The organism is Pseudomonas frederiksbergensis, from assembly GCF_003732665.1.
GTDB classification, from domain to species: domain Bacteria; phylum Pseudomonadota; class Gammaproteobacteria; order Pseudomonadales; family Pseudomonadaceae; genus Aquipseudomonas; species Aquipseudomonas frederiksbergensis_G.
Window position 1 is genome coordinate 101903 of sequence record NZ_MOBP01000017.1, and the last position, 13012, is coordinate 114914.

9 protein-coding genes and 1 rRNA gene are annotated in these 13012 nt (G+C 59.2%); 6 read left to right on the top strand and 4 right to left on the bottom strand.

Going from position 1 to position 13012, the window contains the following annotated elements:
• Window positions 1-339, top strand: a complete 339-nt coding sequence (locus tag BK665_RS26155; protein ID WP_054050336.1) for a hypothetical protein — start codon at window positions 1-3, stop codon at window positions 337-339.
• A 131-nt stretch (window positions 340-470) separates the two neighbouring features.
• Here the strand turns inward: BK665_RS26155 and lapD are convergent, their stop codons facing one another.
• Window positions 471-2417: a cyclic di-GMP receptor LapD gene (gene lapD / locus BK665_RS26160; protein ID WP_123409433.1), complete on the bottom strand. Its 1947-nt coding sequence runs from the start codon at window positions 2415-2417 to the stop codon at window positions 471-473.
• A gap of 14 nt (window positions 2418-2431) precedes the next feature.
• Window positions 2432-3124, bottom strand: a complete 693-nt coding sequence (lapG, locus tag BK665_RS26165) for a cysteine protease LapG (protein ID WP_123409434.1) — start codon at window positions 3122-3124, stop codon at window positions 2432-2434.
• 219 nt (window positions 3125-3343) lie between these two features.
• On the opposite strand from lapG, the gene BK665_RS26170 reads away from it, so the two are divergent.
• The 5 genes from BK665_RS26170 (at window position 3344) to BK665_RS26190 (ending at window position 10438) form a co-directional block, all read left to right on the top strand.
• Window positions 3344-4054 (top strand): GntR family transcriptional regulator, encoded by a 711-nt coding sequence (locus BK665_RS26170; protein ID WP_123409435.1) that lies wholly within the window; start codon window positions 3344-3346, stop codon window positions 4052-4054.
• A 767-nt stretch (window positions 4055-4821) separates the two neighbouring features.
• On the top strand, window positions 4822-5598 hold the full coding sequence (locus BK665_RS26175) for a DUF3050 domain-containing protein (RefSeq protein WP_123409436.1): 777 nt from the start codon (window positions 4822-4824) through the stop codon (window positions 5596-5598).
• Window positions 5595-6524 (top strand): diiron oxygenase, encoded by a 930-nt coding sequence (locus tag BK665_RS26180; RefSeq protein ID WP_123409437.1) that lies wholly within the window; start codon window positions 5595-5597, stop codon window positions 6522-6524. Before BK665_RS26175 ends, BK665_RS26180 begins: the two co-directional genes overlap by 4 nt.
• 13 nt (window positions 6525-6537) lie before the next feature.
• Entirely contained in the window at window positions 6538-9948 is a 3411-nt protein-coding gene (locus tag BK665_RS26185; protein ID WP_123409438.1) for a non-ribosomal peptide synthetase, read from the top strand.
• Between the two features lie 22 nt (window positions 9949-9970).
• Window positions 9971-10438: an SRPBCC family protein gene (locus tag BK665_RS26190; protein WP_123409439.1), complete on the top strand. Its 468-nt coding sequence runs from the start codon at window positions 9971-9973 to the stop codon at window positions 10436-10438.
• 145 nt (window positions 10439-10583) lie between these two features.
• Here BK665_RS26190 and BK665_RS26195 read toward each other — a convergent pair whose 3' ends face one another.
• Both BK665_RS26195 and rrf read right to left on the bottom strand, forming a co-directional pair.
• A complete protein-coding gene (locus BK665_RS26195) occupies window positions 10584-12464 on the bottom strand; it encodes a methyl-accepting chemotaxis protein (RefSeq protein WP_123409440.1) in 1881 nt (626 codons plus the stop codon).
• Between the two features lie 309 nt (window positions 12465-12773).
• A 5S ribosomal RNA gene (rrf, locus tag BK665_RS26200) occupies window positions 12774-12889 on the bottom strand.
• Window positions 12890-13012: the final 123 nt, after the last annotated feature.

The window sequence follows — 13012 nt, forward strand, 5'->3', positions numbered from 1 at the left end:
ATGTTTTACGTGCAACGCGATGCGCAAGGCCAATTGGTGCGCGTGGAAGCCGCGGCCTACGCCGAGGCCACGGAAACACTGCCGGCCGACAATCACGAGATTCAAGCCTGGTACGCCAACGAAGTGATGGAAACCAGCCTCAAGCAGCTCAAGCAGAGCGACCTGGAAATGATCCGGGTACTCGACGACTTGATCCAGGTGTTGACCAGCAAAGGCGTGATTCGCGTCACCGACCTGCCGGCCGCCGCCCAGGCCAAACTGATGGACCGGACCCAGGCCCGGGAAGCGTTGGGCGGGTTGAGTCATTTGATCGATGATGATGAGACGGGGTTGATCTAACTTCCCCTGCTTTTGGCGTTGTCTGTACTGACGTCTTCGCGAGCAAGCCCGCTCCCACATTGGAATGCGTTCCCCTGTGGGAGCGGGCTTGCTCGCGAAGACGGACTCACAGACAGCCCTAATCTAAAACATTACTTCCAGGGCTTGGGCTCACCAAACAACTGGCCCTGAACCCCATACAACCCCATCTCGCGAATCACCGACAACTCACCCTCGGTCTCGACCCGTTCGGCAATCAACGGCAAATCAATGCTGTGCGCCGCCCGTTGAATGGCCTCGATAAACAGACGCTTGTCGCTCTCCTGGTCAATTGCCCGGATGTAGCTGCCATCGATCTTCAAATACGCCAACCCGAGCCGCGCCAGGTTGCCGATCATGCTGAACCGCCCGCCAAACCGTTGCAGGCTCAGGGAGAAGCCGAGCTCGCGCAGACGCCGGGTCAACTGCTCCAACACTGCTTGTTCGGGCAATTGCTCTTCGCCAATCTCCAGGGTCAATCGCTCACCCAGGTTCGAATGCTGACGCAAAATTTCGAAGACTCTATTCAACGCCTGCGGATCCGCCAGGGTCGCCGAAGACAGGTTCAACGCCAGGGATTCTTCATGCTCGGCCATTTGCTCGAGCACCAGCTCCAACATCAGGCGATCCAGCCGCGCCGTCCAGCCAAAGCGCTCCAGCCACGGCAGGAAGCGTCCGGCGGGGATGGTCTGGCCCTGATCATCGATCAAGCGCGACAACACCTTGTAATGCAGCACCAGCGTGGTGTCCTGTGCCGCCACCACCGGTTGGAAGTACAACTCGAAGCGCTGCTGATTAAGCGCCTCATCCAGCAAGTTATGCCAGGCATGATGGTCGTCGCCGACATTGGCCGAAGCGCTGTGATCCAGGCACGCCCAGCTCGATTCGCCCTGGCCCTCGGCCTGCGCCAGCGCTTGGTCTGCCAGGCCCAGCACCGCTTGCGGCGAGTCGCCATGAACAAAGGGTGCGAGCCCGATGGACGCCACCGAGGCCACGTCGGTGGCGCCGGTCGCGTGCAAACTGGCCAGGGCGCTGTCGAGGTTCTGTGCCAGTTGCAGCGCTTCTTCGCGTACCAATCCAGGCGCCAGCACGGCGAATTCACCACCGCGAATCCGCGTGACGAGGTTCTGGGTTTCCGGGTATTTGGCGCACTCGCGGGACAACTGCTCGCCCACCGCTTTGAGCAACTCATCGGTGCGCTGACCGCCCAGGCGCTGGTTCAAACCGGCCAGGTCCTTGACCCGCAACAGCAGCAGATAACCGGAACTGGCCTGCTCCGGGTTGCTCACCCGGGCGTTCAATTGCATTTCGAAATAGCGCCGGTTGGCGAGGCCGGTGAGGTTGTCCTGATAAGACTCGACCCGCAGTTTTTCACTGCGCTCGGCCTGTTCCTGAAACAGCGCCTTGAGCTTCTCGACCATCTGGTTCATCGCCTGCACCACCCGACGCAGTTCAGGTGTGCGCGGCAGTTGCGGCAAGCTGAGGAATTCACGGCGGGCAATGGCGTGGGATTGCTGGACCATGTAGTCCAGCGGCTTCAATTGACGACGCAGCAGCAACGCGCCCAGCACTGCACTCACTGCGCCGCAGATCAGCAGCCAGCCCAAACTCCCGAGTGCGCTCTGCCACAACTTGGCCAGGGCAAACATCGGGTGGCTGACCACCTCGACCCGCGCAGCCTGCTCCCAGCCACGGCTGACCAGGGCATCACCACCGGCCGGCTCCAGGCCGATGAGTTTGACGAACCAGTCCGGCACGTTGTTCACCGCCGGAATGCCGCTGCGTTCGACGATGGTCTGGTCGGTCTTGAGATCGACCACGCGGATGCTCGCGTAGTAGCCGCTGTCGAAGATCGAGCTGACCAGCAACTCGACCATCGCCGGGTCGTCGATATTCGGCGTCAAGGACAGCGCCAGCGCCGTGGCGGCGTCCTGGGCGTGGGAGCGCAACTGGTTGACGTACTGGGTGCGCGAGCTCTCCAGGCTGACCATGAAGCTGCCGGTGAAGGCGACCACAAGGAACAGGCAGATAGCGATCAACAGCTGTTTGAACAAAGACATCTGAGCGCGTGCTCCTAGTTAGTCGTCTCGACCGGAAATCCTTCGGCCTGCATTTTCTTCAACACATCCTGCCACCGGGACAGGCGCTTGGTGTCACCGACTTTCTTGTTGCCCTTGGCGCCGGGCAGGTACAAGCCTTCGGCATTGAAAGAGTAGACCGGCAGCAAATCGGTTCGTTGGCTGGCGGGCTTGATCTCGTTGATCAGGCTGTCGAGCACCAGCGGCATGGCTTCGGGTGTGGAATAGTAGGTCAACACCATGTGTGCGCGGTTCAGGCGCAATGCCTTGACGTAGGTGATGCGTAGCTTGTCACTGGAAACCCCGAGATGGCGCAGGCTGAAATACTTGGCGATGGCGTAGTCTTCGCAGTCGCCGGCGCCTTTCCACAGGGCTTCGATCGGGGTTTCCCAATAATCGACTTCGTGCCACAGGTCGATGTCTTCTTCGTAGCGCATCTGTTTGTTGAAGAACTGGTTCACCACGTTGAGCTTTTCCATCTCGCCGACCTGTTTTTGGGTAGCCAGGAGGCGCTGCCACGCATCGATGCGTTGCTGCCCCTCGCCCAACGGCCCGTAAATGGCCTGGGCGCGACGGCTGATCAGGGAAAAATCCCAATCGGCATGCAACCCGCCCAGCATGACGCCGGCCAGCAGCAGCGCGCAGCCTAGCCAGCGCATCATCCGGGGGATTGCGAAACGTACCGCCAATGCGAGGCATCCAGGGTAAGCAGGTGGAATTCGGCTGATGGTGAGGGTTAGCCCGCTAAAAGACAATGGCACGATGCAATCACTGCCGCCACGCTAAACTTGGTATGTGGGTAGTCGTAAAAAAGACCGCTACCGGTCTTTTACAAGGTTTGACAACCTGTATAACAGTCACTAGTGTCCATTTGGATCCAAAAACAACTTCATTCAGGGTGCGTAGTAGTGACACAGAAGCCCAATCCGCTAAACAGTATCAAGGTCAACGGGCCGATACCCGCTCACCTGGCGCGCTCGGTTATTGAAGAAACCCTGCGCTCGGCCATTCTCGACGGACGCATCCCGTGCGGCACCGCCCTGCGCCAACAAGACCTGGCGGACCTGTTCGGTGTCAGCCGCATGCCGGTGCGCGAAGCGCTGCGCCAACTCGAAGCGCAAGCGCTGCTCAATGTCATCGCCCACAAAGGCGCCGTAGTTGCGCCACTGGTCCAGGGCGATGCGACAGAAACCTATGAGTTGCGGATCCTGCTGGAATCCGAAGCCTTGCGCCGCTCGATTCCCTTGCTTGACGCCGCCGATTTCGACTTGGCCGCCCGCTATATCGAGGAATTGGAAACCGAGCACAACTACAACGAGATCGGCCGACTCAATCGCCTGTTCCATATGACGTTGTACAGTAAAGCGCCTAATCGTCGGTTGTTGCGGCTGGTTGAAGACGGGTTGAACGAAGAAGAACGCTTCCTGCGCTTCAACCTTGAGGCGATGGGCCTGGGCAAGTTGTCCCAGGAAGATCACCGGGACCTGCTGCGCGCCGTTGAAGTGCGGGACATCGAGCGTTCGATCAAACTGCTTGAGCATCACCTCAACCGCGGCGTCGAGGTCATCACCCGTTATCTCGACAGCTCCACCACCCAAGGCAAGAAGGCCTCTAAGTAACCGTCCCCAGGCAAGCGCGAGCACATTCAATGTGCTCGCCTGCACGTGTCGCCACTTCCTGCTGATCCCGCCCCGTTACTCGTCGAATAATCTTCTTACAAATCCCCCCTGCGCTCCGGCCGGTTCGGTAGAGCGAAACCGCTACTGTCTGTCTTGACCCTTCCTTTAACTCCCCCCTCAAGCCCAATAATTGCAGCCGACGAATGACGCACCAACGATAGCGGCTGCCGCCGTTTACGCTCACTCTTGAACCTGCCAACCCAACTATGACGGATGACGCGCCGCCGCCTGGGCGCAGTCAACGCACCAAGAACCTACGGAAGGAGTCTTGCCACGGGAACGGAAGTAAATGGCGTACTCCCGGCCAACTTCCCCCCTCAGATGACACCAACGATTGCAGTTAGAAAGTTGCTACGAGTGAGGCATTCACTCTCTTATTCGATTCTGACTTATATAAGCCGGAAGGAGCAACTTCATCCAAATAAAACCAACTTTGAAAGTTTTATTGGAACTTGTCGCGCCCGAGAAAGTTAAACTTGCAAATAATATAAAAAACACTTGCCGTGAACTTTATCCATGTATTAGTTTTTCCCCGTCGCTATTGGATCCAAGACAAACCCATATCCAGTAGGGCTTACAGAGGCTGTTTCAAGATTCATACACATCAATTCATTTGAGGCCTGCGCTCGCCAACAGAAAACTTCAACTCACTATCGCTTATTGATTACACCCTCCCATGGTATTCCAGACTACTTATAGGCTCGTTCATGAAACCGACTAAAGACCGTCTCAATCAAAAGAAAGCAGAACTTAGTGCTCACCCTATCTTTGGTGAAATACATTCGTTGTCGATCCTGCAGCGCTTCATGGAAACCCATGTATTTGCAGTGTGGGATTTCATGTCGCTGACCAAGCGTCTGCAGCAGGAACTGACCTGTGTGCAGTTGCCCTGGCTGCCACCGCGAGACCCGCAGGCGGCGCGGCTGATCAACGAAATTGTGCTGGGTGAAGAGTCTGATGATCGGCCCACCGGGGGTCATTACAGCCATTTCGAGTTGTACCTGGATGCGATGCGTGAAATCGGCGCGAGTACCGCGGCCGTGGAACGCTTCGTCGCGCTGCAAAAAGAAGGCGTGAGCTACGACGTGGCGCTGCAAAGTGTGGACGTCGACCCCGCCGCCGCGCAGTTCGTGCGCCATACCTTGCACACCGCGCTGCATGCGCCGGGGCACAGTGTTGCCGCCGCGTTCCTGCATGGCCGCGAGAGTGTGATCCCGCAGATGTTCCAGCGGATCCTCGACGACTGGGGCATCGGTATCGAACAGGCGCCGACCTTCCGGTACTACCTGGAACGCCACATTGAAGTCGACTCCGAAGACCACGGCCCGGCTGCCGAGAAACTCCTCTCACGCCTGGTCGATGGCGATCCGCAGCGCGAAGAAGATGTCTACGCCAGCGCCATTGCCGCCGTGGAAAGTCGCATCGCCCTGTGGGATGGCTTGCGCCAGAGCATGAGCGAACCGGTCGCCGAGGTGAACGCATGAACGCCGCCGACTACCAATCCTTCGCCGACGCCTGGGAAAGCCGCGCAACCATTCGCACCCGCCCCCGGCGCGTGCTTGAAAATGACGACAAGCTGATCTACCCGTTGAGCCGCCAACCCTTGGTACTGAGCGAAACCTTCCTGCGTGAATGCCCGGAACAACGGGACTTCGCCCTGGTGCAGACGCTCTACAAATTCATCAACGACGTGGTGATTTTCGAAACCGAGATCGTCGACAAGACCGCCCGCAGCATCGCCAAGAATCGCTTCGCCGTGGCCTTCCCGTTTGCCTGCCGCTACGACGCCATGACCGTGGTGGTGGACGAGGATTACCACGCCCTGGTGGCGATGGATTTCATGCAGCAGACCGTGGCGATGACCGGCATCACGCCCATCGAATTGCCGGATGAAATCGAACTGAGCCGGGCGATCCCCGCTGCCGTGGAGCTGGCCCCGGAACACCTGCGCAGCGCCGTGGAGCTGATCTGCGTGGCCATCGCCGAGAACACTGTGACAGGCGATGTCGCGGCGTTCGCCAAGGACGACACGGTCAAGCAATCGATCAAGGGCCTGATGGCCGATCACCTGCTGGACGAGGGTCGCCATTCCGGATTCTGGTCGCGGTTGGTGCGCATCTACTGGCACACCGCGAGTGAAGCCGATCGCCAATGCATCGCCCGGATCTTGCCGGTGTTCATCAGCCACTACCTGACCAATGACATCCAGAAGTCCTTCGACTTCCGCCTGATCGAGTCCTTGCAGGTCAGCGACGCCGCACGCCGGGCACTCAAGAGCGAAGTGTCGGGGCTGGCCTTCCCGATCAATCGCCATCACCCGTTGGTCGCCAACATCGTGCGGTTTTTCCGCAGCAGTTCGCTGCTCGATTCGCCGTGCGTTCAAGAAGCCTTGAGCGACTACCTGGTTTAACGAGGAGAACATCATGAGACGTCTCGACATTGTGCTTATAGGGCAGAGCCAGGCCTTGAACGACCTGGCCCTGGAGCTCGAACAACATGGACACTCACTGGTTCGCCTGACGGATGTCGGCGAGCCGGGGTTGGGCAACGTCGACTTGCTGATCGACGATGCGAGCCTGGCCTCGGCTGACCTTGGTGATGTGCCGCGATTGACGCTGCAGTTGGGTGTTGGTGAGTCGGCTGGCCTGCCCACCCTGGACTTGCTGTGCACCTATGGTTCAACGCTGTTCACCCGCGTGCCGATTGCCGACGAACCTTCCGGCAACGGCCAGGCATTACGCCAGCGAGCGGTGGCGGAACTGGTGGATCACGTGGCACTGCTGGTCAGCCGCTTTTCCCGGGACGGCGAGTATTTTCTGTTCGCCGAGCCGACGACACCGGTGCATTTTGCGCGGGTGGAAAACCTGTTGTTTCTGGAGCATCTGGCCTTCGTCCATCAGCTCAATTTCACGGCGAATCCAGGGCTGTTGCAGCTCGGCCAGATTCCGATGATCGAGCGGCTTGAGCAGCGCTTTATCCAGAGCGCCGAACGACCTGCGCTGAACATCGCCGGCACCTCGCTAAGTTATCGGCAGTTGCATGCCCATAGCCGGGCGATCCAGCAGCGTTTGCAGCCGTTGCTGGATCAACATCAAGGTTCATTGGTGGTGGGTATCTGCCTGCCGAAATGCAGCGCGTTGTACGCGGGAATTCTGGCGATTCTCGGTAGCGGCGCGGTGTATTTGCCGCTGGAGCCGAGCCATCCGCTGCAACGTCAGCAGTACATCCTGGAGAACGCCGGGGCGGTGTTGTTGCTGCACGATGGTGAGCATCCGCTGGCGGATCAGGTGCCGGGGCTGGACATCAGCCGGATCGACTTCGCTGACGTCAATCTCGATCAACCGCTGATGCGCCGGCGCCCCGCCCTCGACGCACCTTGCATGGCGCTGTACACCTCCGGGACCACTGGGCATCCGAAAGGCGTGTTGCTCAGCCAGGCCAATCTCGCGCATTTCACCGCGTGGTACGCCGACTATGTGCAACTGACGGAACAGAGTCGGGTATTGCAGTTTTCATCGCTGAGTTTCGACTCGTCGCTGATCGATATTTTCCCGACGCTGCTGCAGGGCGCCGAGCTGATCGTGCCCAGCGATGATCAACGCCGTGATCCGTTGCAACTGGTCGAGCTGATCCGTCATCAGCAACTGAGCCACGCCTTCCTGCCGCCGGCGCTGTTGAGCATTCTGCCGCTGGATCAGTTGCAAGTGCTGGATCACGTGATGACTGGCGGCGACGTCTGCGAACCCTACGTCATCGAACAACTGACCCGTCAGGGCAACCTCTACAACCTCTATGGCCCCACCGAGGCCACGGTGCTGATCACCGCGCGGCAACTGCGGCCCGGCGACAACAACCGCACCCTCGGCGGTCCGATTGCCAACAGCCAGGTGCTGATTCTCGACGAAGAGTTTCAACCGGTGGCCGAACAGACCGTCGGTGAGTTGTACATCGTCGGGCCGGGCGTGTGCCTGGGTTACCTGAACAACGCGCAGCAAACCGCTGAACGTTATCTGGACCTGAGCCTGCCGAACGGCGAGCGCCTGCGCGCCTACCGCACCGGCGACATGGCGAAGTGGACGGGCGACGGCATCGAGCTGTGCGGGCGGCGGGACAATCAGGTGAAGATTCGTGGCTTCCGGGTCGAGCCGGAAGAGATCGAACGTTGCCTGCGCGACAGTCAGTTGTACCGGCAAGTAGCGGTGGTGATCGACAGTCAGCGACGAATCCTGGCGTTCCTCGCCCAACCCCAGGAAGACCAACCCGGCGCCGCCCGCGAAGCGCTGAAGGCCCATGCCGTGCAGTTTCTGCCGGATTACATGCAACCGGTTGCCTGGACAGAGCTGCCGAGCATGCCGTTCGCCAGTAACGGCAAGGTGGATCGCAAGGCGCTGCTGGCGTTGCCGGTAACCGTGCTGGAGAACAGCGCTCGGCGCTTGCCGGCGAGTGCGGATGAAGAGCTGCTGTTGGAGATCTGGGCCGAGTTGCTGGAGTTGCCGGCGAGCGATATTTCCACCGACGAAAGCTTCTTCAATCTGGGCGGTCACTCGATTTTGCTGTCGCGGATGTTGCTGCGTCTGCGTGAGGAGTTCGGGCGCAGCATCTCGATCAATCGCTTTATCGAACTGCCCACGATCGCGAAATTGGCGACGCTGGTTCGTGGCTCGGGCACCGAGGAAGTGTTGAGCGAACAGGCCATGGCCGATGCCTTCCGCGAGCTGGATATTCAGCCGTTGCCAGTCAGCCGCATGGGCGATGTGCACAAGGTGATCGTCACGGGTGCCAACAGTTTTGTCGGCGTGCACATCGTCGAAGCGCTGCTGGCGTGGGGTGCCACCGAAGTCGCTTGCCTGGTGCGCGATGGCGGTGGGCAAACGGCGGCGGAGCGCTTCGCCCAGGCATTACGCGAAAACCGTCTGGAGCATCTGGATCTGCATCGGGTGCGGGTCTATGCGGCCGATATCACCCGTCCTTCTTTGGGACTTGCAGCGGATGTCTACGAGCGCCTGGACCGGGAGTTCGGGGCGTTGGTGCACAACGCGGCCAACGTCAATCACGTGCTCGATTACGAGTCGCTGGCGCGGGACAACGTCGAGCCGATTTTCGAATGCCTGCGCCTGTGTGAAGGGCGCAGCAAGAAGATCTTCAACTTCGTCTCGACGCTCTCAGCGTCCAGCACGATTTCTGACGATGGCCGGGTGCTTGAACTGCCCGCCGCACAGACGCCACCGATCTACATCAAGAACGGCTACAACCTGTCCAAATGGGTCGGCGAACGAATCCTTGAGCGGGCGCGGGAGCGCGGCGTGCGGGTCAACCTGTATCGCCCCGGCAACATCAGTTTCAACAGCCTCACCGGCGTCTGCCAGCCCCACAAGAATCGCTTGATGCTGATGCTCAAGGGCTCGATCCAGCTCGGCCAGGTGCCGGAATTCGCGCTGAACTTCGACCTGATGCCGGTGGATTTCCTCGCCCGGTTCATTGCCTTCCACGCCAGTCGTTATCAGCCGGAACACGCGGTGTTCAACCTGCATAACCCCGAGCCGCTGAGCTGGGATGCCTACGTGGCATCGTTTCGCGAGGCCGGCCGCGAGTTCTCGATGGTCAGCGTCGCCGACTGGCAGCAGCAACTGGGCCGAGTGGATAGCGACAACGCGCTGTTCGGCGTGCTGGGTTTCTACCTCAACGGCTTCGAGGAAGACATCGGCGACATCTCGATGATCGGCCACGACAACGCCCAGGCCGGCGTGCGGCAGATGGGCGCGCACTACCCGCAGAAATCCCCGGCGCTGCTGCGTCGCGGCTGCGACTACCTCAAAGAAATCAACTTCATCTGAACCACCCAACAGGAGCAACACCATGAAAACCCTGCAACCCGATACCTTGATCCAAAACCCTCACGGCTCCCACGTGTCGTCCTCGGTGGACGTGCCGGCGGACGCTGCGAAAGTCTGGGCGGTGGTCGGCAACTTTGCCGGTTTCGACGCCTTCATCCCGGCGCTGTCGCATATCGAGATGACTGGCGAAGGCGTGTCGTCCCTGCGCAAGAAATTCTTCAAGGACGGCAACCTGGTGGTCGAACAACTCAACTCTCGGGACGATCAGGCGCTGAGCATGACCTGGACCACGATCTACAACACCCTGGGCGTGGCCAATTTGTGGGCGGCGATGAATGTGGAATCCCTGGGCGCGGGCAAGTCCCGGGCGACGTGGACCATCATCGCCGAACCGGCCCAGGGCGGCGCCGAGGCGTTGCCGGGGTTCAAGGACTTCGTGCAGGGGTTTGCCGATGATGCGATGAATAATGTGTTGAAGCTGTTTGCATAAGGCTTTGGTTTGGCGGTGACTGGTGCGCCGCTTTCGCGAGCAAGTCCACTCCCACAGGTGACCGCATTCCTTCTGAAGGAATGCGGCTAAATGTGGGAGCGGGCTTGCTCGCGAAGAACGATAACGCGGTCGAACTGACCTGAAATCAGATCTTGAAACTATCAACCAATTGCTTCAACCGATTGGCCTGCAACGACAGAGCATCACAATCCTTCAACGTTTCATTGAGGTTGGCCACGCTTTGCTGGTTCAGCAGGTTGATCTGGTTGACGTCGACGTTGAGGGTTTCCACCACCGCGGTCTGCTCTTCGGTTGCCGCGGCTACCGACTGATTCATGCCGTCGATTTCGCCGATGCGCTGGGTCACGCTGACCAGACGCAAACCGGCCTGATTCGCCACTTCAACGCTCTCTTCGCTGGAAACCTGGCTGGCGTTCATGGTGGTCACCGCTTCACGCGAACCGATCTGCAGCGAGGTGATCATCTTGTGGATCTCTTCGGCCGATTCCTGGGTGCGATGGGCAAGGTTACGCACCTCATCCGCCACCACCGCAAAACCACGCCCGGCTTCACCGGCACGGGCCGCTTCAATGGCCGCGTTCAGCGCCAGCAGGTTGGTCTGCTGGGAGATGCCTTTGATCACATCCAGAATGTGCCCGATGTTGTCGGTGCTGGCATTCAGGGTTTCGATCTGGGTGCAGGACAGGCTGATTTTCTGCGACAACTCGGTCATGGCCAGGATGGTTTTTTCCACCACCTGACGACCGTCATCGGCCTGCTCGCTCGCGCCGCTGGCGTGCTGCGAAGCATCGGCGGCGTTGCGCGCAATTTCCTGGGTCGCGGCACCGAGTTGGTTGATCGCGGCAGCCACACTGTTGGTGCGGGCGCTTTGCTCGTCGGAACCGATGATCGAGGCGTTGGATGAGGCCATCACGCGTTGCGACAGGTCGTGGACCTGACGGGTCGCCGAGGACACTTCGGAAATCGACGCGTGAATCCGCTCCACGAACTGGTTGAACGCACCGCCCAGCTCACCGAATTCGTCTTTGCTTTCCACGGCCAGGCGACGGGTCAGGTCACCTTCGCCCTGGGCGATGTCCTTCATCGCACGGCCCATGGTGGTCAGCGGGCGCATCAGCACGTTGATCAGCAGGCTCAGCAGCACGGCAATGGCGCTCACGGCGATAAACATCGCGATCAGTGCCGAGGTACGGAATTGGCTCAGCGGAGCGTAGGCCTTGTCCTTATCGATCGACAGACCGATGTACCACTCGGCATTCGGCAAGCCACTTACCGGGGTGAACGACAGGATTCGGTCCTGCTTATTGAGGGTAACTTCCTGGTTACCCTTCTCAATGCGTACGCCAGCGTTCGGGTAGATATCCTTCAGGTTCTTCATCACCTGGTCTTTGTCCGGGCTGACGATCACCTGACCGTCAGCGCTGACCAGGAATGCGTGACCGATGCCGCCGAAGTCTACCGAGTTGATGATCTTCACCAGGGTTTCCAGGCTCAGGTCACCGCCGACAACGCCGAGCAATTCGCCATTCTTTTTCACCGGCAGGGCGATGGTCACGACCAGGCCTCCGACGGCGGCCATGTAAGGCGGGGTGAGCATAGTCTTGTCGGCAGCGACGGCTTGTTTGTACCAGGGACGCTGGCGTGGATCGTAGCCGTCCGGCATCTTCGCGTCAGGGCGTTGGGTGAACACACCGTTGGCCTGACCGACGTAGGTGAACTGGAAGTTCGAGGTGAAGGCCGGCTGATCCACCAGTCCTGGCAGATCGGCATTTGCACCTTGATGGGCAACGTTCTGTGCAAGGTTTTCCAGCACCAGCACGCGGCCGCTCATCCAGTTCTGCACGCTGCTGGCGGTCAAGTCGCCGGCTTGCTGGACAGAGGATTCGAGGTTTTGCCGAATAGTGTTTCGCTGTAAGTAGTCGTTGTACAAAGTGAACAACGCAAAAGCCAGCACCACGACGCCTGAAGCGGCCAGCAGGATTTTATGGCTGAACTTGAGATTCATTTCATGGGACTTCTTATGCAGAAAGTGGGGATGCGTTCCGGATTGCAACATTCCATGTAACAGCGCAGACGGCCTTCTGACAGAGGCCGCTCTACTTTGGTGCACGCATGTCTCACCAGTCTTTCGGCACGAGGAGGATAAATCTTAGGGATTTGTATGAAATGCCTGGAATTGCAGGCAGATTCCCGCCGAACGGCGTGCTAGAGCTTCTGGCTTAGCTTTAATGCCTTCTATGCCGCTTGGAACGCCGTCTGCTCCAAAACGACAAAACCCCTGGCTGCGTTAGCAGACAGGGGTTTCGGAATTCAATCTTGACGATGACCTACTCTCACATGGGGAAACCCCACACTACCATCGGCGATGCATCGTTTCACTGCTGAGTTCGGGATGGGATCAGGTGGTTCCAATGCTCTATGGTCGTCAAGAAATTCTGTGACCGGCCCGTTACCGAAGTAACGTCCCAGCAAAAAATGGTGACTTCTACTAAAACAAAACCCCTACCTGCATACGCAGATAGGGGTTTCGGAATTTAATCTTGACGATGACCT

What these genes read in the sequence shown, in the direction of transcription:
- BK665_RS26155 (WP_054050336.1), top strand. Translation starts at nt 1, where the DNA reads ATGTTTTACGTGCAACGCGATGCGCAAGGCCAATTGGTGCGCGTGGAA.
- lapD (WP_123409433.1), bottom strand. Translation starts at nt 2,417, where the DNA reads ATGTCTTTGTTCAAACAGCTGTTGATCGCTATCTGCCTGTTCCTTGTG.
- BK665_RS26175 (WP_123409436.1), top strand. Translation starts at nt 4,822, where the DNA reads ATGAAACCGACTAAAGACCGTCTCAATCAAAAGAAAGCAGAACTTAGT.
- BK665_RS26180 (WP_123409437.1), top strand. Translation starts at nt 5,595, where the DNA reads ATGAACGCCGCCGACTACCAATCCTTCGCCGACGCCTGGGAAAGCCGC.
- BK665_RS26185 (WP_123409438.1), top strand. Translation starts at nt 6,538, where the DNA reads ATGAGACGTCTCGACATTGTGCTTATAGGGCAGAGCCAGGCCTTGAAC.
- BK665_RS26190 (WP_123409439.1), top strand. Translation starts at nt 9,971, where the DNA reads ATGAAAACCCTGCAACCCGATACCTTGATCCAAAACCCTCACGGCTCC.
- BK665_RS26195 (WP_123409440.1), bottom strand. Translation starts at nt 12,464, where the DNA reads ATGAATCTCAAGTTCAGCCATAAAATCCTGCTGGCCGCTTCAGGCGTC.